The sequence below is a fragment of the Aggregatibacter sp. 2125159857 genome (genome assembly GCF_017798005.1).
In the GTDB taxonomy this organism is placed as follows: Bacteria; Pseudomonadota; Gammaproteobacteria; order Enterobacterales; family Pasteurellaceae; genus Aggregatibacter.
The window spans coordinates 344,246-368,324 of sequence record NZ_CP072548.1; the positions used below are offsets into that span (position 1 = coordinate 344,246).

The following is a 24,079-nucleotide window of genomic DNA, read 5'->3' on the forward strand; positions in this document are numbered from 1 at the left end:
GTGAAAGGAAAAGATCACAATGAAAAAAATTGACGTTAAAATTTTAGATAGCCGTCTTGGCAGCGAATTTCCCCTGCCAACGTATGCCACCGAAGGCTCCGCAGGATTGGATTTACGTGCGCTCCTAGACAATGGCATTGAAATTCAACCGGGTGAAACCAAATTAATTCCCACCGGGATTTCTATTTATATTGCCGATCCGAATTTAGCCGCCGTCATTTTACCTCGCTCCGGTTTAGGCCATAAACACGGCATCGTGTTGGGCAATTTAGTCGGCTTAATCGATTCTGATTATCAAGGTCCGCTCATGGTTTCCGTGTGGAATCGTGGCAATGAACCGTTCAAAATTGAAGTAGGCGATCGCATCGCGCAATTAGTCTTCGTGCCCGTTGTGCAAGCGGAATTTAATATCGTCAACGAATTTGATGCCACAGAACGTGGCGAAGGCGGTTTCGGTCATTCAGGTAAACACTAATGGAACAAACCAATAAACGCAGTATTAAAGAACGCCGCCAACAAGTGTTGACGGTGCTCACACACATGTTGCATTCCGAACGCGGCATGGAGCGTATGACAACAGCGCGTTTAGCCGCAGAAGTGGGCGTATCAGAAGCGGCGTTGTACCGTTATTACCCGAGCAAAACCAAGATTTTTGAAGCCTTAATTGAGAATATCGAAAGCACATTGCTGAATCGCATTTCACAATCTATCAAAAATGAAACCAACACCATGCAACGGGTAAAAGACATCCTACAGATGATCTTGGATTTTGCCCGAAAAAATCCCGGTTTAACCCGTGTGTTAACCGGCCATGCGTTGATGTTTGAAGATGCCAAACTACAAGCCCGCGTTGCCACCTTTTTTGACAGGCTGGAATTGCAGTTTGTGAATATTCTGCAAATGCGAAAATTGCGCGAAGGACGCGGATTTAACGTAGACGAACGCATTATCGCCGCACACCTCGTTACCCTCTGTGAAGGGCAGTTTATGCGCTATGTGCGTTCCAACTTCCGACACACACCAAATCAAGGGTTTAGCCAGCAATGGCAGCTCATTGAAAGCTTATTTGCATAATTTATTTATTTAGGTAATATGTCGTGATTATTCCTTGGCAAGAACTGGCGGAAGACACCTTAATTAACATTGTGGAAAGCGTCATTTTACGTGAAGGAACCGATTATGGTTCACATGAACAGACTTTCGAACAAAAAAAGAAAGCGCTACTGAACAAAATCCGCCAAGGAAGTGCGGTGATTGTTTGGTCTGAACTACATGAATCTATCGATATAAAAAATAAAACGGACTTTGTTAGATAAACTTTTTAGTTTTTCATAATTAGATGGAGGTTTTACGTGCAGGAACAGGACGCACAAGCCACACAACCGACGGATCCGATGCTGGAGTGGTTTTTATCACATTGTCACATCAAAAAATATGCAGCGAAAAGCATACTGATTAACGCCGGAGAAGAAGCGGATACGTTGTATTACATCATTAGCGGTTCGGTTTCCGTCATGGTAAAGGATGAAGACGGCAGGGAAATGATTTTGACCTATTTAGGCAAGGGCGAGTTCTTTGGTGAGGCAGGACTATTTGAAGATGGTCAACTGCGTTCTGCATGGGTTAAAGCAAAGACCGCTTGTGAGGTTGCTGAAATTTCCTATCGGAAATTTCGTCAATTAATTCAAGTTAGCCCCGATATTTTAATGTATCTGACCGCACAATTAGCCCATCGCTTACAACGAACATCACGGCAAGTTAGTAATCTAGCTTTCTTAGATGTCACCGGGCGCATTGCGCAGACCTTGTTAAATTTAGCCAAAATGCCGGACGCCATGACGCATCCGGACGGGATGCAAATTAAAATTACCCGTCAGGAAATCGGACAGATGGTGGGATGCTCCCGTGAAACAGTGGGGCGGATTATGAGAATGTTAGAAGAGCAACATTTGATTACAGCCCATGGTAAAACAATCGTGATTCATGGGACTCGATAGAAATAGAAAGAAAAACGACCGCACTTTTTATGTCTTGCTGAATTAAGTGCGGTCTCTTTTTGCCTTATTTTCGCAGTTTGACTAACTCGACTTCATGATTAACCCCTTTCTTCAAGATGAGATTGGCACGTTCACGCGTCGGCAAAATATTTTCTCTTAAATTTAATCCGTTGATGTCATCCCAAATACGACTGGCTGTTGCAATGGCTTCTTGTTCGGAAAGATTGGCATAATGCTTAAAGTAGGAATTCGGATCGGTAAACGCACTTTGGCGAAATTTTAGGAATCGACGAATATACCACTCTTTCAGTAAGCTTTCTTCTGCATCCACATAAATCGAAAAATCCACAAAATCCGACACGAAAGTTTGATTTGCGCGATTGTCATTAGGTTGGAGAACGTTGAGTCCTTCTAATATCAGAATATCCGGTTGATCAATAACATTAAACTGTTCAGGAATAATGTCATAAGTTAAATGAGAATAAATTGGTGCTTTCACCGGGTGTTTACCGGATTTGATATCAGCTAAGAAATGAATTAATTTTGGTGTATCGTAAGAAATCGGAAAACCTTTCTTTTGTAATAGTTGATGCTTTTGTAAATAAGAAAGCGGATGCAAAAAACCATCGGTAGTAATTAAATCCACTTTCCGTTCACTTGGCCAATGGCTAAGAAGAGATTGTAAAATGCGTGCCGAGGTGCTTTTGCCAACGGCAACACTGCCGGCAATGCTAATAATGTACGGCACTTTGGGGCTTTCTCCGCCAAGGAAACGGTGAAGAACATTCTGGCGACGAATGTTTTCTTCTATATAGTAGTTAATCAGGCGGGTGAGTGGCAGGTAAATCGTACGTACTTCATCCAGCGACAATTCTTCATTAAAACCCAGTAGCGGTTTAAGATCTTGCTCGGTCAATTTTAATGGCACGGATTTGCGTAAGGCAGCCCAGTGCTGTCGTTCAAAGGATAAGAAAGGGGTTAATTTGTCTGAAAAAGTGTCAGAAATTGGATATTTCACGATTAAATTGCGCTTCCGTTGAGTAAAATAATGGGTGAAATATACCTTATAAATGAAAGGATGCGCAGTAAAAATTTAGTTGTGCTTATAAATTAAGCAAATCAGTATTCTCTTTTGTTTGATAATTAAACGAATAATTAAAAAAAAACGATTTATAAAAAAAAAGACTTGTCAGGTATAAAAAAATCCCTATAATACGCCTCACTTGTTCACGAGGCCGACTTAGCTCAGTAGGTAGAGCAACTGACTTGTAATCAGTAGGTCATCAGTTCGATTCCGATAGTCGGCACCATTATCTCGTGTGATAAGCCCCAAATTAGCGTGGAGGGATTCCCGAGCGGCCAAAGGGAGCAGACTGTAAATCTGCCGGCTCAGCCTTCGAAGGTTCGAATCCTTCTCCCTCCACCATTTCTAAGCGACTGATGGGACAGATGAATTAAGAACGGCGGGCATCGTATAATGGCTATTACCTTAGCCTTCCAAGCTAATGACGCGGGTTCGATTCCCGCTGCCCGCTCCAAGCGCTGATATAGCTCAGTTGGTAGAGCGCACCCTTGGTAAGGGTGAGGTCGGCAGTTCGAATCTGCCTATCAGCACCACTTCTTAATAATCTCTCCATTACAAATTTTAATACTTTGGTTAATCTGGTAAATTGAACCATCGATAACCGTGTTTGTTTAGAGGGACAATCAATGTCTAAAGAAAAATTTGAACGTACAAAACCGCACGTTAACGTGGGTACAATCGGCCACGTTGACCATGGTAAAACCACTTTAACAGCAGCAATCACCACCGTATTAGCAAAACACTACGGTGGTGCAGCTCGTGCATTCGACCAAATCGATAACGCGCCGGAAGAAAAAGCGCGTGGTATCACCATCAACACATCCCACGTTGAATACGACACACCAACCCGTCACTATGCACACGTTGACTGTCCGGGACACGCCGACTATGTTAAAAACATGATTACCGGTGCGGCGCAAATGGATGGTGCTATCTTAGTAGTAGCAGCAACTGATGGTCCTATGCCACAAACTCGTGAGCACATCTTATTAGGTCGCCAAGTAGGTGTACCTTACATCATCGTATTCTTAAACAAATGCGACATGGTAGATGACGAAGAGTTATTAGAATTAGTTGAAATGGAAGTTCGTGAACTTCTTTCTCAATATGACTTCCCAGGTGATGATACTCCAATCATTCGTGGTTCTGCATTACAAGCGTTAAACGGCGTAGCAGAATGGGAAGAAAAAATCCTTGAATTAGCTCAAGCATTAGATACTTACATTCCTGAACCTGAGCGTGCAATCGACCAACCGTTCCTTCTTCCAATTGAAGACGTGTTCTCTATTTCCGGTCGTGGTACAGTAGTAACCGGTCGTGTAGAGCGTGGTATCATCCGTACCGGTGATGAAGTTGAAATCGTAGGTATCAAACCAACTGCGAAAACAACCGTAACCGGTGTTGAAATGTTCCGTAAATTACTTGACGAAGGTCGTGCAGGTGAAAACATCGGTGCATTATTACGTGGTACCAAACGTGAAGAAATCGAACGTGGTCAAGTATTAGCGAAACCGGGTTCAATTACTCCACACACAGATTTCGAATCTGAAGTGTACGTATTATCCAAAGAAGAAGGTGGTCGTCATACTCCATTCTTCAAAGGTTACCGCCCACAATTCTATTTCCGTACAACTGACGTAACCGGTACTATTGAATTACCGGAAGGCGTGGAAATGGTAATGCCTGGCGACAACATCAAAATGACTGTATCCTTAATCCACCCTATCGCGATGGACCAAGGTTTACGTTTTGCTATCCGTGAAGGTGGCCGTACAGTAGGCGCTGGCGTGGTAGCTAAAATTATCAAGTAAGTATAATAAAACGCCATATTGGCAAAATACTTGAAGTTTATAAAGAGTGAGTGTTGTTATGACAATACTCACTTTTTTTATGGCTTTTATCAAGGAATCACATTTTCAAATCAATTTTGTGTGATGACATTTCTGGATAGATAAAATAGCCTTCTGTTCTTAACATGAATAATTGTTTTGTAGCTATGAACAGCCTTTTTATTCGGTTATAGTAGCATTCTTTCATTTTTTAACTTTTAACAGGTGTTCATATGACACAAACCACACATAAACGAGAAACGTTCTCTGGGCGGAGAGCCTTTATTTTTGCGGCGATCGGCTCCGCGGTCGGGTTGGGGAATATTTGGCGTTTCCCTTATGTTACTTACGAAAATGGCGGGGGAGCCTTTATTATTCCCTATATTGTTGCCCTATTAACTGCAGGTATTCCATTACTTTTCTTGGATTATGCGTTAGGTCATAAATTCCGCGCATCCCCGCCGTTGGCTTATCGTAAACTCAAAACTATGTTTGAAACCTTTGGTTGGTGGCAAGTGATGATCAATGTCATTATCGGTCTTTACTATGCGGTTATTCTCGGTTGGGCGGCAAGTTATACTTATTATTCTTTCAGCTCTGCATGGGGGAGTAACCCGGTCGATTTCTTCTTACATGAACACATCAAAATGGCTAGTGAGGTTGCTTTAAGTTTTGATTTTGTTGGTACAGTTGTCGGCCCATTGCTTGCTGTCTGGATCATCACGTTATTAATTCTCTCTTTTGGCGTACAAAAAGGTGTTGCACGTTCTTCCGTCATCTTTATGCCGATTTTGGTGATTATGTTTATTGCTTTGGTGGTTTATTCTTTATTTCTACCGGGTGCAGCAAAAGGTCTTGATGCGTTATTCTCACCAAACTGGGACAAATTAACCGATCCAAGTGTTTGGATTGCCGCCTATGGACAAATCTTTTTCTCGCTTTCCATTTGCTTCGGTATCATGCTGACGTATGCCTCTTACTTGAAAAAAGAATCGGATTTAACCGGCGCAGGTTTAGTGGTTGGCTTTGCTAATAGTAGCTTTGAAGTATTGGCAGGTATCGGCGTATTCTCGGCGTTAGGTTTCATTGCTATGGCAAACGGACAAGAAGTCAGCGACGTGGCTAAGGGCGGAATTGGTTTGGCATTCTTTGCGTTCCCAACGATTATTAATCAAGCACCGCTAGGACAGTTACTTGGCGTATTATTTTTTGGTTCCTTAGTGTTTGCCGGTTTAACTTCTTTTATTTCCGTATTAGAAGTTATTATTGCGGCGGTACAAGATAAATTACGCTTACGCCGCGTGCACGCCACATTTTTAGTTGGTTTACCAATGATGCTTGCATCCACCTTATTGTTTGGTACGGCAGCCGGCTTACCGATGCTTGATACTATGGACAACTTCGTCAACATGTTTGGTATCGTTGCTGTGGCGTTCTTCTCTTTGCTTTCCATTATCGTGACCGGCCGATTAAAAGAACTTGGTGAACACCTGAACGAAACCAGCTCTTTCAACGTTGGTGCAATCTGGAAAGCTTGTATTGTCGTTACTACCGGCGTTTTAGCCTTCATGCTTTACAAAGAAGCCTCTAAAGTATTGGCAAACGGCTACGAAGGTTACCCACAATGGTTTGTCAACACCTTCGGCTGGGGCATGGCTGCCGGCTTAGTCATTATCAGTTTTTTACTTTCCCGTTTGCCGTGGAAGCACTTGACACAAAAACAAGGAGAAAATCATGACAACTAATGCAATTATCATGATGGCGATCGCGCTCATCATCATCTGGGGCGGGTTGCTACTTTCCGTTATACGTTTACCAAAAGAGTAACGGTACTCCCCAAACAGCATCTTAGTCTATTGATTGAGATGCTGTTTTTATTTGATTTTATAGAATGAAAATAAAGTGAATATTTAGGTATTTTATTTAGCTAATGACCCAAATTTTATTATTCCTAAAAAGTTAATCGGTGATATTAAAAGGAAAAGAAAATGGCACGTTGTGCGTGGGCGGAGGGTTCGCCATTGTATCGGGATTATCATGATCACGAGTGGGGGAAGCCGCAATTTGATAGTCAGAAATTATTTGAGAAACTCTGTTTAGAAGGACAGCAGGCGGGGTTGTCGTGGATTACGGTGTTACAAAAGCGGGAAAATTATCGGCAGGCGTTTTACCATTTTGATCCGCAAAAAATTGCGCAGATGACAGATGAAGACATAAATCAGTGTATGCAAAATGCCGGTTTGATTCGTCATCGGGCAAAATTGGAGGCGATTGTGAAAAATGCCAAGGCGTATTTGGCGATGGAAAAGTGCGGTGAAAATTTTAGTCGTTTTATTTGGTCTTTTGTGGATGGCCAACCGCAGGTGAATGATGTGCCCGATTTAGCCATGGTGCCTGCCCAGACGGCTGTTTCCGTGGCGTTATCCAAGGCGTTAAAAAGGCGCGGTTTTGTGTTTGTCGGCCCGACCACGTGTTATGCTTTTATGCAATCGATGGGCTTGGTGAATGATCATTGGAATCAGTGTTGTTGCAAATAGGACGCATAAATAACGCTGATTAACTCATGCGATTTAACCTATTTTACAGTATAATCTCGCCACCTTTGATTGGGAAAATGGTTGTCTAATCTTATGATGAATAAAAATACCTACACGTTAATTTCGTTGTCAATTTTGACCGCACTTTATAGCGCCGAAAGCACGGCTGATTTAGCGAAGCAGTGCTTATACGGTGTGCCGCATTTTACCGGTGAAGTGGTGAGCGGAAATCCGAACGATTTGCCGGTGTATATTGAGGCGGATCAGGCGGAGATAACGCAGCCTCGCAGTGGGATTTATAAAGGCCGTGTGGATGTTAAACAAGGCAATCGTCATTTACAATCGGCGGAAGTTGAGGTGCAACAACAGGGAAGCGGTGATAATGTGCAGCGTTACGCGTTTGCCCGTGGCGGATTTGATTATCGAGACAACCAAATCAATTTGCTGGGCGATGATGCCAAAATTCATTTAAATACCAAAGATACGGATGTTCGCAATGCACATTATCAATTAGTGGATCGCCAAGGCCGTGGGTCGGCAGAAAGCGTGGAATTGCGCGATGACTATCGTGTGATGAAAAATGCGATATTCACCTCTTGTTTGCAAGATGATCATTCTTGGTCGATTTATGCCGATGAAATGCGTCAACACGTTAAAGAAGAGTATGCAGAAATGTGGCATGCCCGTTTTAAAGTACAGGGCGTGCCGGTGTTCTACACGCCGTATTTGCAGTTGCCGATAGGCGACCGCCGTCGTTCCGGGTTATTGATTCCAACCTTGGGACATGGCAGTCGGGATGGCTATTTTTATGCTCAGCCGGTGTATTGGAATATTGCCCCGAATTTAGATGCCACGTTAACGCCGAAATATATGTCTCATCGTGGTTGGCAGTTGAACAGTGAATTCCGCTATTTAACGACGTTGGGCGAGGGACAAGTTGCCGGTGAATATTTGGGCGATGATCGATTAAAAGATTATGACAGCGAAAATCGTAAGCGTCATTTATTCTATTGGAAGCATAATGCGGCTTTTGCACGAGATTGGCGTTTGGATTTGAATTACACCAAGGTGAGTGATAAGCGTTATTTTAACGACTTTGACTCTGCTTATGGCAGCAGCACTGATGGGTATGCGGATCAAACCGGGCGAATTGCGTATTATCAACCCAATTACAATATTGCGATGTTCGTTAAGCAATTCCAAATTTTTGATGAAGTGGTTATTGGCCCTTATCGCGCTTTGCCTCAAATCGACTTTAATTATTATCAAAATGGATTATTCGGTAATAAAGTGGATTTTAAACTTTTTTCTCAAGCAGTCCGTTTTGACAATGATAGTGCGCAAATGCCGACGGCGTGGCGTTTCCATGGTGAACCGAGTGTCAATACCACCTTGTCAAATCGCTATGGCAGTATGAATTTGGAAGCGAAGCTTTATGCCACCCAGTATCAGCAAAAGAAAGGGCGGTCAGATAAGGCAGAGGACATTGAATCGAGCGTCAATCGTATCTTGCCACAATTAAAAATTGACTTGCAGAGTGTTTTAGCCTCTAACCAAACCTTTATTTCGGGCTATACACAAACCCTTGAGCCGCGTGCGCAGTATTTGTTCCGCCCTTATAAAGATCAAAGCAATATCGGTTCTAAACTGAATTCACAGTATTTAGGATTCGGTTACGATTCTTCGCTATTACAACAAGATTATTTTTCGCTGTTTAATTCACGTCGTTATAGCGGCTTGGATAGAATTGCGTCAGCCAATCAAGTGACGCTAGGGGGAACCAGTCGATTCTTTGATGAAAATAAAGAGGAGCGGTTTAATATCGCCGTTGGGCAAACTTATTACCTTGAACCGTCACGAATTGATGAGAACCGTGATAACCGAACCGAAGGATCGTCTTCTTCATGGGCGATTGAAGCGAACTGGAAAATCAATGATCTGATGCGTTGGCGGGGAGGTTATCAATACGATCCTCAGCTGGGGCAGGTTTCTCTGGCGAACACCGGAATAGAATATAACCCGACAAAAAATAACGTGGTGCAGTTAAATTATCGCTATGCCAGTAAAGAATATATTAACCAAAATTTAACGGCAGAAGCGAATCGCTATAATCAAGATATTAAGCAACTTGGCGTTCAAGTCGGTTGGGAATTAAGTGATCATTGGGCGATTGCAGGCCGTTATTATCAAGATTTAGCCCTTAAAAACCCGGTGGAGCAATACCTCGGCGTGCAGTATAACACCTGTTGTTGGAGTGTTGGTGTCGGCGCAAGACGTTATGTTACCAGTCGTCAGAATCAAAAAAATGATGACATTTTCTATGATCACGGAGTTGGCGTCACCTTTGAACTACGTGGGTTTAGCCATGATCATAAAACCGGTATAGAGAATATGATGAAAAAAGGCAAATTGCCTTATTTGCAGGCGTTTAGCCTTTACTAATGATGAGAATGCCCTGACATGATCAGGGCATTTTTTTGTTTGAGAGAGCGTTTAAGCGGCAAAGAAACGTCTGCGCATCATGAGGTAAAGCGTGCCTAGTATCAACAATCCAATCATGATGGAGGCAAACCAGAACAGGGATAAACCGAGCACGCTAAGCAGCATATCTGCCGTACCTTGGTATAAATGCAATCCCACGTTTGCCATGGATGCCAGTCCAAACGAGAATGCCCAAAATGAAACGGTGAAACCATTTTGGAAAATCCAAGGCAGTAAACGAATTAAGAACAATAATTGCAACACACCGTAACCGATAAGTAGCTTCACCAATAAATCGATTTCGCCACCATTTAACGCCAAATAAGTAGAACAACCCACGAATGCCGGCGCAAGCTGAATGCCAATAACCGGACGAACGGCAGGTGCGAGCGGCTCTAAATTGCGTAATCGTTGCAAAATTGCCGGTTCTAGACTGAGCCATGAAAATACACCGGCACCGAAAAAGAGCATACCAACTTCGTTGTAACCTAAATAGCCTAATGCTGTGCCACTGACAAAATTGGTTGCCACCGTTGGTAAGTACATAATCGGTGTGGCGGCTTCCGCTTTATGAATGCCGCGCCACAATCCTGCTGCACGGTAAGCAGCAAAAGCTAACTGCCCGATGATGCCCAATGTAATTAACCCAACAGACAAAGCGATTTCATACGGCAACGCCGCTAAACCAATTAACATGGTGGTAATCGGAATCAAGCTGATAAAACAACACTGAATGACGTGATGTAATTCTTCTTTAGCCTGATGTGGAAAACGCCACCATTTCACGCCATACGCGGTGATAAAAATCAACCAAATTATCGTGGCTAAACCAAGCAAGGTTTCACCGACCCATGCCGGCAGTGCCACAGTGTGAGCACCATAACGCCAAGCTAAGCCTAATGCGGCTAAACCTAAAACGATACTGAAATAATTGACCGGAATAGGAAAAGGTTTTTGCTGTTCCATTAATTTGCCTCAATTTGATAACACAAGTCTTGTTCAATTACGCGCAACAACAAATCAATATTGGGATGTTTCCCGACATTTTCGCGCGCATCTTGCGTATGTTCGGCGAAAAGTTGTAAGCCTTTTTGTGCTGAAGTGCGGTCTAATTTTCCGTTAAATTTTTGCGCTAAGGCATTGTACACGCGCAGTGAACCTAATTTGCCGGCTACGGCAGGAATGTGATGAATCACCGTGCCGTTATCCAAGATAGTTAATCCGGAAAGATGATCAATAGAGGGTAGTGTCTCTAATATTGTTTTAAAATCCATAAAATTTCCTTCGGTCATCGGTTAAAAAACTAACGAATGGCTTGTTGACTATCGATTTCGCCCTGCTTGCCGATAAAGCGGACTTCCGGTTGCAAGTGAATATCAAAACGTAGCGCCACAAGCTGATAAATATGATGGGCAAGTTCCACGACATCAGATGCCGTAGCATTGCCTTGATTAATCAATACTAACGCTTGTTGCTGATGCACTGCGGCGCCGCCGATTTGGAAGCCTTTCAAGCCGCATTGATCGATAAGCCAACCTGTGGCTAATTTTATGCTGCCGTCCGCTTGAGGAAAATGTGGGATCGTCGCATAGTTTTGTTGTAATCGCTCAAATTGTTGAGCTGAAACCACGGGGTTCTTGAAGAAACTGCCTGCGTTGCCAAACACGTTCGGATCCGGCAATTTACTTTGACGCACGGCACAAATTTCGGCAAAAACATCCGCAGAAGTGACCGCACTTTTATCCAGATTAGCTAAATTGCCGTATTTCAACACCGGTTTCCACGCCTTCGCCAATTTTAAGCCAACGGCAGTTATCACATAACCTTGCGCATATTGATGCTTAAAGATGCTTTCCCGATAACCGAATTCGCATTCGGCATTGGTGAGGCGGAACAATTCGCCGGAGTGAAGATTCATCACCTCCACATAATCACATACATCTTTAAATTCCACGCCATAAGCGCCGATATTTTGAATCGGCGCCGATCCTGCACAGCCGGGAATGAGCGCCAGATTTTCCAAGCCATAATACCCCTGCTCGATGCTCCATCTCACCAAGTCATGCCAGACTTCGCCACCATTAACATGTAAATAATGAAAATCCGCATCTTCCCGATGTTCAATGCCAAGTAGGCGATTTAGCAAGACAGCGCCATCAAAATCCTCTACAAAAAGCACATTGCTGCCTTGTCCTAAAAAAAGCACCGGCAACTGTTCTGCCAAGCAGTCTTGCCAAGCCTGTTGCAATGCCGGAATCGAGTGAATCTCGATGATTTTTTTAGCTTTTGCAGGAAGAGAAAAGGTATGAAAAGGTTGTAAATTTTGCATGTATTCGTCCTTTTAAGATAAGGCGTGAGCCAGTGTGACTTTCACTTCCGTGCCGCCACTTGCTCGACGAGAAATTGTTAATTTGGCATTGAGTTGTGTGCTGCGTTCTTGCATGATGTTTAAGCCGTAATGCCCGTCAGGTTCTTCCAAACTAGGAATGCCCACACCGTTGTCGCGTACAATGAGTTCGTATTCGCCATCTTCGTTTGTGTGCGCAATCACTTCAATTAACGTGCCTTGTGAATGTTTAATGGCATTTAATACCGCTTCACGCACAATTTGCAAGGCATTCACTAACTGCGGCGCATTAAAACTTTGCGATGGTAACGTACAATCCACGCTCATTTGCATGTCGGTTTGATTGCGTAAAGAATCAATGACTTGCTCCAATGCCAGTTTTAAATTTGCTTCCTGAATGGTTAAACGGAAGGTTGCCAACAGTTCGCGTAATTGACTGTAACCATCGCTCAGGGCTTGTTCAAATTGCTGAATAATCGACAAGCTTTTCTTTTTGGAATCCGGTTCGTCTTTGTGCAAATTGTGTTTTAACAGGGTTAATTGAATTTGTAAAAAAGCCAACACCTGCGCCAAAGAGTCATGTAGCTCACGGGCGATAATAGAACGCTCTTCCATCAACAATAGTTGCTCTTGCTGACGTTGGGTTTTGTGGAAGTAGAGCGAACGGCTAAGCATTTGCGCCAAGTTATTCATGGTGCGCAAATCCGGACAAGGCAACCCCGCTTGCCAATGCAGAATTGCCAAAGTTTCCCCTTCCATACTCACATCTGTTTGCTGACATTCGATTAACGGTTGTTTGGTTCCCAAGCAAATATTCCAATGTTCCGCATCCAACACTTTTAGTTCTAAATAACGCAAGTGTTCGCTGCTCATAATATTTTGCATCACCGTTTGCAAAATCTTGCCGTCAATATTGTTGGTGGTAACCAGTTGTGAACAGTGGTATAGCGTAGTTAAAGAGCGGTTGGTTTGTTGCAACTTTTGTGTTTTTTCATTTACCGTTGCTTCAAGACTGGAATATAACTTACCCAATTCAGAGGACATCTTGGTGAATGTGCGCGCTAAATTGCCGATTTCATCTTCTTTATCTACATCTAATGGAATATGTTTAAATTGCCCCATTTGCACTTGGATACTGGCTTGTGTCAGCTGTTCCAATGGGCGCACAACTGCCTTACGGGTGTACCAATTCACATACGAAACCATCACAAAAATCAACAATAATGACAAAGCAATTACCCATACTGCCAAAATCCAACGCTGTTCGGCGGAATATTGCAATGCAGAGACAAATTGATCCACTTGCGCCACATAGTCGGCAATATCACGTTGATATTCAATGAAATTCTTTTGTCGCGCGAATGACTCCATTTTCTCCCAACGCATAATGAGATTGTCGTAAGAGGATTTCACGTCTTCAGACACAAAAAACTGGTGGTGGATATTCTGTAGCGATTGTGAATACAGACTTTCACGGTATTGCTGCAAGCCTTTTTCCACTAATTCCGGTTGATGTTCCATGTCGTACAATAGGCGATAACTTTGCATACGCAATGAGCCGGAGACATTAATGGCTTCGGCATACGATCTATTGCCCGCCATTAACGTGAAGCTTAAAGAGGCAATAACACCAACAAAGATAATAATCACAATGAGATAGTTGGCTATGCGGGTAGAAACGGAGTGTTTAATTTTAACCATAGAATATCTGTCTAAGTACGTTGCGAGGTTTCGACTGCACAGGCTCTCCCCATTTGGATAGGACGATGAGGAGAGCATGAAGTGCGGTCATTTTTCGTTGTATTTTTAACGCAAGAAATAGCGGTAGGATTTACTGTCGGTAACATCTTGATAGACATAACCTAAGGTTTTCAAAGCGTGTTCAAATTCGCCGGTATCGCGTTGTTCCAATTGGAATCCGGCGAGGATATTGCCGTAGTCGGCACCGTGAGCGCGGTAGTGAAAAAGAGAAATGTTCCAGCGACCACCCAGCGTTTCAAGGAATTTTAATAATGCGCCTTTTTGCTCAGGGAATTTGAAGGTATAAAGGCGTTCGCTGTGATCGGCAACCCGTCCGCCCATTAAATAACGCACATGGGTTTTGGCGATGTCATCATCGGACATATCTTCTACATCGAAGCCGTTTTGTGTTAACTCTGCGATAATTTCTGTTTTTTCGGCCTCATTCGCGGTGCGAACCCCGGCGAAAATACAGGCTTTTTGGTCATTTGCGTAGCGGTAGCTAAATTCGGTCACTGCACGCGCACCAAGCGTATGGACGAATTTTAAGAAGCTGCCCGGCTGTTCCGGCATCGTCACGGCAAGTAAAGCTTCGCGATTTTCACCGATTTCGCAACGTTCGGATACATATCGGAGCGTATGGAAATTCAAGTTGGCGCCGGATAAAATCGCCGCCATATTTTTGCCCTGAATATTGTGCTGTTTGACGTATTTTTTCAGACCGGCTAAGCCTAAGGCGCCTGAGGGTTCAGAGACGGCGCGCACGTTTTCAAATAAATCTTTCATCGCGGCACAGACTTCGTCGCTGTCCACCAGTACCATGTCGTCGAGGTATTGTTGGCATAGGCGGAAGGTTTCATCACCGATACGTTTTACCGCTACGCCGTCGGCGAATAAGCCAACGTGTGCTAAATCCGTCGGTTTGCCGTTATCTAAGGCGGCTTTTAAGCAGGCAGAATCTTTGGATTCCACACCGATAACCTTAATTTCCGGCATAAATTGTTTGAGTAAAATTGCCACACCGGCGGCTAAACCACCGCCCCCAACTTGGACGAAAACATAATCCAAATCGGACACTTGCTGCAACATTTCCATTGCTAAGGTGCCTTGCCCGGCAATGACTAACGGATGGTCGAAAGGCGGAATAAACGTCATGTTTTTTTCTTTGGAAAGCGCAATAGCCTTAGCCTTGGCTTCATCGAAATTGGCACCGTGTAATAACACTTCGCCGCCGAAACCACGCACCGCATCCACTTTAATACTTGGGGTGTTTTGTGGCATCACGATAAGGGCTTTTAAGCCAAGCTGTTTTGCTGATAACGCCACGCCTTGTGCATGGTTGCCGGCAGAGGCGGCAATCACACCTGCGGCTTTTTGTTCTGCCGATAGACTGGAAATCATGGCATACGCACCACGCAGCTTGAAGCTGTTAACCGGCTGGCGATCTTCACGTTTGATCCAAATCGCATTATGCAGGCGCTCAGATAACTTATTCATTTTTTGTAATGGTGTTACCTGTGCCGCTTCGTAAACACGTGAGCCCAATTTGACGATGGCGTTAATGTAATCGTTTTGGGTGGGATGAGGGGTGGTTAATAAGTTTTTCATGATGATATTATATCGTAGATGTCGAGTATGATTGTGATGGCAAATAAGTGAAAGTGCGGTGGATTTTAGAAATGCTTTTAAAATTCACCGCACTTTTTGTTATTATCATTTTCCTTTTTTTACCCAGTAGCGATAGGGAAGTTGTTCGGTTTCGCTATGCAACAGGGTGTGCTCCATAAATTGGCAAAAACTGGGGATGTCTCGCGTTGTGGCCGGATCATCGGCTAACATTAAAAGCACATCACCGTTTTCTAAATGGCGAATATGCTTGCGGATTAACATGACCGGCTCAGGGCATCGCAGCCCGATAGTATCCAGTGTTTGGGTGATTGTGATGTTCTTCATTTTGGCTATTTGTTATGAAAAATTGCAGGTTATAATACAATAAAACACAGTATAAAATCAGCAAAATTCCTTAATGGTATGATTGAATATAGCATTCCTAAAAGTGCGGTGGATTTTACCGAAGAAATTAAAAAAAGCCGTTTTATTACCTATTTGCGCCACACGGAAGGTTTGGCTGAGGCGAAAGCCTTCTGGCATGAAATTAAGGTATTGCACCCGAATGCCCGGCATTGGTGTTGGGCAACGGTGGCGGGCAAGCCCAATGATTCACAACAGCTTGGTTTTTCGGATGACGGCGAACCGGCGGGAACGGCAGGAAAACCGATGTTGGCGGCTTTACAAGGAAGCGGATTAGGTGAAATTTGCGCAGTAACGGTTCGGTATTATGGTGGCATTTTGCTGGGGACCGGCGGCTTGGTTCGGGCTTATGGCGGCGGTGTTCAACAAGCGTTAAAGCGGTTGGACGTCACGACCAAAGTGGACTATTTGCGCTATCAAGTGCGGTGTGATTACAGCCAAATTCAGTGGCTACAAGCATTGTGCGAAAAATATGATGTGGCGGTTATCGAGCAAGATTTTCAGGCTGAAGTTACAGTGATGTTAGGGGTTCGCTTAGATAAATTGCAGGCATTTGAACGGGAATTGACCGAAAAATCTGCCGGTAGATTATCTTTGGAACAGAGTGAGTAAGAGAGTTTTTTGTGCATTTTCTATCTATTTTACGGATTGTCGGCATTCTTGTGATGTGCTTTTCAGGCACAATGTTATTGCCGGCATTTGTCGCCCTGCTTTACGGAGACGGTGGCGGTAAAGCCTTTATTCAATCTTTTGTGATTAGCGCTATCGCCGGCGCTATTTTGTGGTGGGCGTGCCATCATCACAAAGAAGAACTGCGATCACGTGAGGGGTTTTTAATTGTTGTGGCCTTTTGGGTGGTAATGGGAAGTTTGGGGGCGATTCCATTTATTTTATTTGAAGATCCCGATTTGACGATTGCCTCTGCATTTTTTGAATCTTTTTCCGGATTAACCACGACAGGCGCAACCAATATTATTGGCTTAGACAAGCTGCCTAAAGCTATTTTATTTTATCGTCAGTTTTTGCAATGGTTAGGTGGCATGGGAATTATTGTGCTGGCTGTCGCCATTATTCCGTTACTCGGCATCGGGGGAATGTCGCTATATCGTGCGGAAATTTCCGGGCCGGTCAAAGAAAATAAAATGCGCCCGAGAATTACCGAAACAGCGAAAACATTATGGTTCATTTATGCTTCATTAACGACACTGTGCGCAATGGCTTATTGGCTAGCCGGAATGTCGCCATTTGATGCAATTAGCCACAGTTTCTCAACTGTTTCTATTGGTGGCTTTTCTACGCATGATAGCAGTATGGCTTATTTTAATAGTTCCGCCGTCAACGTAATTACGATTGCATTTTTGCTGATTTCAGGTTGCAACTACGCCTTGCATTTCAATGCATTTTCTCAAATCGGCAAAGGCAATATCCTGTCGAGCTATTTTCGTGATCCGGAATTTCGCTTTTTTATTTTTATTCAATTGGTGCTTATTGCGGTATGTTTTGTGATGTTGCTTGGGCATCATCGTTTTAATGATGATTGGCTACAAAATCTTGAACAATCGGCATTCCAATCGGTTTCCATTTCGACAACCGCAGGTTATACCACCTCAAGTTTCGATCAGTGGCCATTATTTCTTCCGATCTTATTATTATTCGCCTCTTTTATCGGCGGTTGTGCAGGATCGACTGGTGGCGGATTGAAAGTCGTGCGCGTACTTGTGCTTTATTTACAAGGTAAACGAGAGCTTAATCGCTTAATTCATCCGAATTTAGTCTATCCGATAAAATTGGGTAAACGCGTATTGGATGAAAGGGTGATTCAAAGTATTTGGGCGTTTTTTTCTGCCTATTTATTGGTCTTTGTCATTTGTTTACTAGGCGTGATTAGCTGTGGCGTTGAGACGTTTGACGCATTCAATGCCGTCATTGCTTGCTTAAATAATCTTGGACCGGCACTAGGGTCGGTCAGCAGTAATTTTGTTGATATTCCCGACAGTGCCAAATGGGTTCTCACGTTAGCGATGGTGTGCGGACGTTTAGAAATCTTCTCACTTTTAGTTCTATTTACACCGACATTTTGGAAATCTTAATGAAAACGCTCATTCTCTATTCCACACATGATGGACAAACCCAAAAAATAGCCAGTTTTATTGCAAATGTGATTAAAGAAAACGTGGAGGTTAAGTCAATTCATGATGAATTCGATCTTCAAGCCTATGATCGTATTATGATTGGCGCCTCGATCCGCTACGGGCATTTTAATAAACAGCTGTATAAAATGTTAGAAAAACACACCGCACTTTTAAATCAGAAGACGACGGCATTTTTCGGCGTCAATTTAACGGCGCGAAAACCTGAAAAATCCACACCGGAAACGAACGTATATGTGCGTAAATTTTTGCAACGGATGACATGGAAGCCGACGATATCGGCAGTGTTTGCCGGCGCGCTGCTTTATCCGCGCTATAAGTTTTTCGATCGCATTATGATCCAATTGATTATGCGCATCACTGGCGGAGAAACAGATCCGACAAAAGAAATCGAATATACAGATTGGCAGAAAGTGCGGTCATTTTCTGAGGCGTTTTTGCAGATCAAATAAGCAAATTGTATTTTTTCTAACCTATCAAACATTTTTTTGAAAAAAAACACTTGATCCTCAAGATCGAATCTCTATAATACGCCTCCGCACCGCAAGGGTAGCAAACAAAAAGAAAAATTCTTGAAAATTTTTCTTGACGATAAAATAATGAGAAGTTAAAATTATCAACCTTGCTTAGTGCAAATGTTCTTTAACAATCAATCAGACAAACTGTGTGGGCACTTGAAGATTCGTTTTTATCATTAAAGAATTTTAAAATTGAACTGAATAGTGCTACGAAGATTCGTTTATTTATATAGATGATTAATTAAGTCAGCAGTATTGAGCGATTAAACTTTTTGAATTGAAGAGTTTGATCATGGCTCAGATTGAACGCTGGCGGCAGGCTTAACACATGCAAGTCGAACGGTAACAGGAGAAAGCTTGCTTTCTTGCTGACGAGTGGCGGACGGGTGAGTAATGCTTGGGAATCTGGCTTATGGAGGGGGATAACGACGGGAAACTGTCGCTAATACCGCGTAGAATCGAGAGATGAAAGTGTGGGACCGCAAGGCCACATGCCATGAGATGAGCCCAAGTGGGATTAGGTAGTTGGTGGGGTAAAGGCCTACCAAGCCGACGATCTCTAGCTGGTCTGAGAGGATGACCAGCCACACCGGGACTGAGACACGGCCCGGACTCCTACGGGAGGCAGCAGTGGGGAATATTGCGCAATGGGGGCAACCCTGACGCAGCCATGCCGCGTGAATGAAGAAGGCCTTCGGGTTGTAAAGTTCTTTCGGTGACGAGGAAGGTTGTTGTGTTAATAGCGCAACAAATTGACGTTAATCACAGAAGAAGCACCGGCTAACTCCGTGCCAGCAGCCGCGGTAATACGGAGGGTGCGAGCGTTAATCGGAATAACTGGGCGTAAAGGGCACGCAGGCGGCTATTTAAGTGAGGTGTGAAATCCCCGGGCTTAACCTGGGAATTGCATTTCAGACTGGGTAGCTAGAGTACTTTAGGGAGGGGTAGAATTCCACGTGTAGCGGTGAAATGCGTAGAGATGTGGAGGAATACCGAAGGCGAAGGCAGCCCCTTGGGAATGTACTGACGCTCATGTGCGAAAGCGTGGGGAGCAAACAGGATTAGATACCCTGGTAGTCCACGCTGTAAACGCTGTCGATTTGGGGATTGAGCTTTAAGCTTGGTGCCCGTAGCTAACGTGATAAATCGACCGCCTGGGGAGTACGGCCGCAAGGTTAAAACTCAAATGAATTGACGGGGGCCCGCACAAGCGGTGGAGCATGTGGTTTAATTCGATGCAACGCGAAGAACCTTACCTACTCTTGACATCCATGGAATCTTGTAGAGATACGGGAGTGCCTTCGGGAACCATGAGACAGGTGCTGCATGGCTGTCGTCAGCTCGTGTTGTGAAATGTTGGGTTAAGTCCCGCAACGAGCGCAACCCTTATCCTTTGTTGCCAGCGATTCGGTCGGGAACTCAAAGGAGACTGCCGGTGATAAACCGGAGGAAGGTGGGGATGACGTCAAGTCATCATGGCCCTTACGAGTAGGGCTACACACGTGCTACAATGGCGTATACAGAGGGTGACGAAGCCGCGAGGTGGAGTGAATCTCAGAAAGTACGTCTAAGTCCGGATTGGAGTCTGCAACTCGACTCCATGAAGTCGGAATCGCTAGTAATCGCGAATCAGAATGTCGCGGTGAATACGTTCCCGGGCCTTGTACACACCGCCCGTCACACCATGGGAGTGGGTTGTACCAGAAGTAGATAGCTTAACCTTCGGGAGGGCGTTTACCACGGTATGATTCATGACTGGGGTGAAGTCGTAACAAGGTAACCGTAGGGGAACCTGCGGTTGGATCACCTCCTTACCAAAGATAGAATTGACTTTAAGTGTCCACACAGTTTGGCTGATGATTGTAAACAAAAGAAGAATAAACGTATCGAAAATAAATCCTATTGGGTCTGTAGCTCAGGTGGTTAGAGCGCACCCCTGATAAGGGTGAGGTCGGTGGTTCAAGTCCACTCAGACCCACCACTTAGACCGGTGATTTGATAAATTATGTTAGTAAATTAACGTTGACAACGAAAATATCAAACACACTGTGTATGAGTGAAAACCAAAGGATGTGATTGGGGATATAGCTCAGCTGGGAGAGCGCCTGCCTTGCACGCAGGAGGTCAGCGGTTCGATCCCGCTTATCTCCACCAATATCATCATAGTTAAGTTTATTACGATAAATCATAAGTGAACGATAAAGTTGATTTAACTATGATGATATAAAGAGATAACTTTCTTTATAAACTGTTCTTTAACAAACTAGAAACAAGCTGAAAACGAGACTTTCAAGAAAGTCTGAGTAAGGGTCATTGATAAAAGGCAATGATTCTGAATAAATTAACTGTTACGGCTGACAAACCTAACGTGTTTTTAGCATCAATCTATGATGTAAAGTGAATTTTAACTTTAAATTCCATTTTATCTTCATCAGATTGTTCATCCTAAGAATACTTGAGGTTGTATGGCTAAGTGACAAAGCGTACAAGGTGGATGCCTTGGCAATCAGAGGCGAAGAAGGACGTGCTAATCTGCGAAAAGCTTGGATGAGTCGATAAGAGGCGTTTAATCCAAGATGTCCGAATGGGGAAACCCAGTAGATGAAGAATCTACTATCACTTACTGAATTCATAGGTAAGTGAGGCGAACCGGGAGAACTGAAACATCTAAGTACCCCGAGGAAAAGAAATCAACCGAGATTTTGTGAGTAGCGGCGAGCGAAAGCGAAAGAGCCTGTTAGTGATAGCGATAGAGACAGAGGAACAAGCTGGGAAGCTTGGCGACACAGGGTGATAGCCCCGTACTCGAAGTCCAGGTCGTGGTACTAAGCTAACGAGAAGTAGGGCGGGACACGTGATATCCTGTTTGAAGATGGGGGGACCATCCTCCAAGGCTAAATACTCCTGATTGACCGATAGTGAACCAGTACTGTGAAGGAAAGGCGAAAAGAACCCCGGTGAGGGGAGTGAAATAGAACCTGAAACCTTGTACGTACAAGCAGTGGGAGCCCGCAAGGGTGACTGCGTACCTTTTGTATAATGGGTCAGCGACTTATATTTTGTAGCGAGGTTAACCGAATAGGGGAGCCGAAGGGAAACCGAGTCTTAACTGGGCGTTGAGTTGCAAGGTATAGACCCGAAACCCGGTGATCTAGCCATGGGCAGGTTGAAGGTTGGGTAACACTAACTGGAGGACCGAACCGACTAATGTTGAAAAATTAGCGGATGACTTGTGGCTGGGGGTGAAAGGCCAATCAAACCGGGAGATAGCTGGTTCTCCCCGAAATCTATTTAGGTAGAGCCTTGAGCGGACACCTTCGGGGGTAGAGCACTGTTTCGGCTAGGGGTCCATCCCGGATTACCAACCCGATGCAAACTACGAATACCGAAGAGTGATACTCAGGAGACACACGGCGGGTGCTAACGTCCGTCGTGGAGAGGGAAACAACCCAGACCGCCAGCTAAGGTCCCAAAGTCTATATTAAGTGGGAAACGAAGTGGGAAGGCTTAGACAGCTAGGATGTTGGCTTAGAAGCAGCCATCATTTAAAGAAAGCGTAATAGCTCACTAGTCGAGTCGGCCTGCGCGGAAGATGTAACGGGGCTCAAATATAGCACCGAAGCTGCGGCATCAGACGAAAGTCTGTTGGGTAGGGGAGCGTTGTGTAAGCGGATGAAGATGGTTCGAGAGGGCTGTTGGACGTATCACAAGTGCGAATGCTGACATAAGTAACGATAAAACGGGTGAAAAACCCGTTCGCCGGAAGACCAAGGGTTCCTGTCCAACGTTAATCGGGGCAGGGTGAGTCGGCCCCTAAGGCGAGGCTGAAAAGCGTAGTCGATGGGAAACGGGTTAATATTCCCGTACTTGGTAAAGCTGCGATGTGGGGACGGAGCAGGTTAGGTTAGCGTACTGTTGGATATGTACGTTTAAGTTGGTAGGTGGGAAGTTTAGGCAAATCCGGACTTCCTTAACACTGAGAGATGATGACGAGGCTCTACGGAGCTGAAGTAACTGATACCACACTTCCAGGAAAAGCCACTAAGCGAAAGGCTTTACTAAACCGTACTGAAAACCGACACAGGTGGTCAGGTAGAGAATACTCAGGCGCTTGAGAGAACTCGGGTGAAGGAACTAGGCAAAATAGCACCGTAACTTCGGGAGAAGGTGCGCCGGCGTAGATTGTAGTCCCTTGCGGGCGAAGGTTGAACCGGTCGAAGATACCAGCTGGCTGCAACTGTTTATTAAAAACACAGCACTCTGCAAACACGAAAGTGGACGTATAGGGTGTGATGCCTGCCCGGTGCTGGAAGGTTAATTGATGGTGTAATCGAAAGAGAAGCTCCTGATCGAAGCCCCAGTAAACGGCGGCCGTAACTATAACGGTCCTAAGGTAGCGAAATTCCTTGTCGGGTAAGTTCCGACCTGCACGAATGGCATAATGATGGCCAGGCTGTCTCCACCCGAGACTCAGTGAAATTGAAATCGCCGTGAAGATGCGGTGTACCCGCGGCTAGACGGAAAGACCCCGTGAACCTTTACTATAGCTTGACACTGAACATTGAATTTTGATGTGTAGGATAGGTGGGAGACTTTGAAGTAGTCACGCCAGTGATTATGGAGTCGTCCTTGAAATACCACCCTTTAACGTTTGATGTTCTAACGAAGATTGCGAAACGTGGTCTCGGACAGTGTCTGGTGGGTAGTTTGACTGGGGCGGTCTCCTCCCAAAGCGTAACGGAGGAGCACGAAGGTTTGCTAATCACGGTCGGACATCGTGAGGTTAGTGCAATGGTATAAGCAAGCTTAACTGCGAGACAGACAAGTCGAGCAGGTACGAAAGTAGGTCATAGTGATCCGGTGGTTCTGCATGGAAGGGCCATCGCTCAACGGATAAAAGGTACTCCGGGGATAACAGGCTGATACCGCCCAAGAGTTCATATCGACGGCGGTGTTTGGCACCTCGATGTCGGCTCATCACATCCTGGGGCTGAAGTAGGTCCCAAGGGTATGGCTGTTCGCCATTTAAAGTGGTACGCGAGCTGGGTTTAGAACGTCGTGAGACAGTTCGGTCCCTATCTGCCGTGGGCGTTGGAGAATTGATTGGGGCTGCTCCTAGTACGAGAGGACCGGAGTGGACGCATCACTGGTGTTCCGGTTGTGTCGCCAGACGCATTGCCGGGTAGCTACATGCGGAAGAGATAAGTGCTGAAAGCATCTAAGCACGAAACTTGCCAAGAGATGAGTTCTCCCACACATCAAGTGTGTAAGGGTTGTTTAAGACTAAGACGTAGATAGGTGCGGTGTGTAAGTGTAGTGATACATTGAGCTAACGCATACTAATTGCCCGAGAGGCTTAGCCATA

At 44.5% G+C, this 24,079-nt stretch carries 19 protein-coding genes, 6 tRNA genes and 2 rRNA genes; 20 read left to right on the forward strand and 7 right to left on the reverse strand.

Features of this window, described 5'->3' with window-relative positions:
* The first annotated feature begins 19 nt into the window (after positions 1–19).
* Genes dut through crp form a run of 4 tightly spaced genes read left to right on the forward strand, consistent with a single transcriptional unit; the run spans position 20 to position 1,997 of the window.
* The gene (dut, locus tag J5X96_RS01720; RefSeq protein ID WP_209363978.1) at positions 20–475 is read left to right on the forward strand and encodes a dUTP diphosphatase; all 456 of its coding nucleotides are present in this window, start codon (positions 20–22) and stop codon (positions 473–475) included.
* The gene (gene slmA, locus J5X96_RS01725) at positions 475–1,074 is read left to right on the forward strand and encodes a nucleoid occlusion factor SlmA (RefSeq protein ID WP_006716723.1); all 600 of its coding nucleotides are present in this window, start codon (positions 475–477) and stop codon (positions 1,072–1,074) included. The genes dut and slmA overlap by 1 nt, the downstream gene beginning before the upstream one ends.
* 23 nt (positions 1,075–1,097) lie before the next feature.
* Positions 1,098–1,316, forward strand: coding sequence for a YheU family protein (locus tag J5X96_RS01730; RefSeq protein WP_021615126.1), 219 nt, complete (start codon positions 1,098–1,100; stop codon positions 1,314–1,316).
* Positions 1,317–1,352: 36 nt separating this feature from the next.
* Positions 1,353–1,997, forward strand: coding sequence for a cAMP-activated global transcriptional regulator CRP (gene crp / locus J5X96_RS01735; RefSeq protein WP_021615125.1), 645 nt, complete (start codon positions 1,353–1,355; stop codon positions 1,995–1,997).
* A gap of 64 nt (positions 1,998–2,061) precedes the next feature.
* Here the strand turns inward: crp and coaA are convergent, their stop codons facing one another.
* The gene (gene coaA / locus J5X96_RS01740) at positions 2,062–3,015 is read right to left on the reverse strand and encodes a type I pantothenate kinase (protein WP_209363980.1); all 954 of its coding nucleotides are present in this window, start codon (positions 3,013–3,015) and stop codon (positions 2,062–2,064) included.
* A gap of 216 nt (positions 3,016–3,231) precedes the next feature.
* Here coaA and J5X96_RS01745 point away from each other — a divergent pair.
* From J5X96_RS01745 to lptD, 9 genes are all read left to right on the forward strand, one after another.
* Positions 3,232–3,307 (forward strand) — tRNA-Thr (locus J5X96_RS01745).
* Between the two features lie 31 nt (positions 3,308–3,338).
* Positions 3,339–3,423 (forward strand) — tRNA-Tyr (locus tag J5X96_RS01750).
* Positions 3,424–3,460: 37 nt separating this feature from the next.
* A tRNA-Gly gene (locus tag J5X96_RS01755) sits at positions 3,461–3,535 on the forward strand.
* 3 nt (positions 3,536–3,538) lie between these two features.
* Positions 3,539–3,614: transfer RNA gene (locus tag J5X96_RS01760), tRNA-Thr, on the forward strand.
* A 93-nt stretch (positions 3,615–3,707) separates the two neighbouring features.
* Complete coding sequence (gene tuf, locus J5X96_RS01765; RefSeq protein ID WP_109092123.1) at positions 3,708–4,892, forward strand: elongation factor Tu; 1,185 nt, start codon at positions 3,708–3,710, stop codon at positions 4,890–4,892.
* A gap of 251 nt (positions 4,893–5,143) precedes the next feature.
* A complete protein-coding gene (locus J5X96_RS01770) occupies positions 5,144–6,655 on the forward strand; it encodes a sodium-dependent transporter (RefSeq protein ID WP_209363982.1) in 1,512 nt (503 codons plus the stop codon).
* Complete coding sequence (locus J5X96_RS01775; protein WP_209363984.1) at positions 6,645–6,737, forward strand: methionine/alanine import family NSS transporter small subunit; 93 nt, start codon at positions 6,645–6,647, stop codon at positions 6,735–6,737. The genes J5X96_RS01770 and J5X96_RS01775 overlap by 11 nt, the downstream gene beginning before the upstream one ends.
* A gap of 161 nt (positions 6,738–6,898) precedes the next feature.
* Positions 6,899–7,447, forward strand: a complete 549-nt coding sequence (locus J5X96_RS01780) for a DNA-3-methyladenine glycosylase I (protein ID WP_209363985.1) — start codon at positions 6,899–6,901, stop codon at positions 7,445–7,447.
* Positions 7,448–7,543: 96 nt separating this feature from the next.
* Positions 7,544–9,889 (forward strand): LPS assembly protein LptD, encoded by a 2,346-nt coding sequence (lptD, locus tag J5X96_RS01785; protein WP_209364740.1) that lies wholly within the window; start codon positions 7,544–7,546, stop codon positions 9,887–9,889.
* A gap of 51 nt (positions 9,890–9,940) precedes the next feature.
* On the opposite strand, the gene tehA is transcribed toward lptD, so the two are convergent.
* The 6 genes from tehA to tusA form a co-directional block, all read right to left on the reverse strand.
* Positions 9,941–10,894: a dicarboxylate transporter/tellurite-resistance protein TehA gene (tehA, locus tag J5X96_RS01790; RefSeq protein WP_209363987.1), complete on the reverse strand. Its 954-nt coding sequence runs from the start codon at positions 10,892–10,894 to the stop codon at positions 9,941–9,943.
* Positions 10,894–11,202 carry a DUF2322 family protein gene (locus J5X96_RS01795; protein WP_209363989.1) on the reverse strand — a complete coding sequence of 103 codons (309 nt, stop codon included), beginning with the start codon at positions 11,200–11,202 and terminating at the stop codon, positions 10,894–10,896. Before J5X96_RS01795 ends, tehA begins: the two co-directional genes overlap by 1 nt.
* Positions 11,203–11,231: 29 nt before the next feature.
* Positions 11,232–12,257: a UDP-N-acetylmuramate dehydrogenase gene (gene murB, locus J5X96_RS01800; RefSeq protein WP_209363996.1), complete on the reverse strand. Its 1,026-nt coding sequence runs from the start codon at positions 12,255–12,257 to the stop codon at positions 11,232–11,234.
* Positions 12,258–12,269: 12 nt separating this feature from the next.
* Complete coding sequence (gene narQ / locus J5X96_RS01805) at positions 12,270–13,976, reverse strand: nitrate/nitrite two-component system sensor histidine kinase NarQ (RefSeq protein ID WP_209363998.1); 1,707 nt, start codon at positions 13,974–13,976, stop codon at positions 12,270–12,272.
* 105 nt (positions 13,977–14,081) lie between these two features.
* The gene (ilvA, locus tag J5X96_RS01810) at positions 14,082–15,623 is read right to left on the reverse strand and encodes a threonine ammonia-lyase, biosynthetic (protein WP_209364000.1); all 1,542 of its coding nucleotides are present in this window, start codon (positions 15,621–15,623) and stop codon (positions 14,082–14,084) included.
* Positions 15,624–15,728: 105 nt separating this feature from the next.
* The gene (gene tusA, locus J5X96_RS01815; RefSeq protein WP_209364002.1) at positions 15,729–15,968 is read right to left on the reverse strand and encodes a sulfurtransferase TusA; all 240 of its coding nucleotides are present in this window, start codon (positions 15,966–15,968) and stop codon (positions 15,729–15,731) included.
* A 78-nt stretch (positions 15,969–16,046) separates the two neighbouring features.
* Here tusA and J5X96_RS01820 point away from each other — a divergent pair, with 78 nt between their 5' ends.
* The 7 genes from J5X96_RS01820 to J5X96_RS01850 all read left to right on the forward strand — a co-directional run bounded on the left by J5X96_RS01820 (position 16,047) and on the right by J5X96_RS01850 (position 24,078).
* Positions 16,047–16,658 (forward strand): YigZ family protein, encoded by a 612-nt coding sequence (locus J5X96_RS01820; protein WP_209364004.1) that lies wholly within the window; start codon positions 16,047–16,049, stop codon positions 16,656–16,658.
* Between the two features lie 11 nt (positions 16,659–16,669).
* The gene (locus J5X96_RS01825) at positions 16,670–18,136 is read left to right on the forward strand and encodes a TrkH family potassium uptake protein (RefSeq protein WP_209364006.1); all 1,467 of its coding nucleotides are present in this window, start codon (positions 16,670–16,672) and stop codon (positions 18,134–18,136) included.
* Complete coding sequence (hemG, locus tag J5X96_RS01830; RefSeq protein WP_209364008.1) at positions 18,136–18,648, forward strand: menaquinone-dependent protoporphyrinogen IX dehydrogenase; 513 nt, start codon at positions 18,136–18,138, stop codon at positions 18,646–18,648. Before J5X96_RS01825 ends, hemG begins: the two co-directional genes overlap by 1 nt.
* A gap of 340 nt (positions 18,649–18,988) precedes the next feature.
* A 16S ribosomal RNA gene (locus tag J5X96_RS01835) occupies positions 18,989–20,528 on the forward strand.
* Positions 20,529–20,618: 90 nt separating this feature from the next.
* Positions 20,619–20,695 (forward strand) — tRNA-Ile (locus J5X96_RS01840).
* 97 nt (positions 20,696–20,792) lie between these two features.
* Positions 20,793–20,868, forward strand: a tRNA-Ala gene (locus J5X96_RS01845).
* Positions 20,869–21,181: 313 nt separating this feature from the next.
* Positions 21,182–24,078, forward strand: a 23S ribosomal RNA gene (locus tag J5X96_RS01850).
* Together the 16S and 23S rRNA genes with 2 tRNA genes alongside form the textbook arrangement of a ribosomal RNA operon.
* Position 24,079 lies beyond the last annotated feature (1 nt).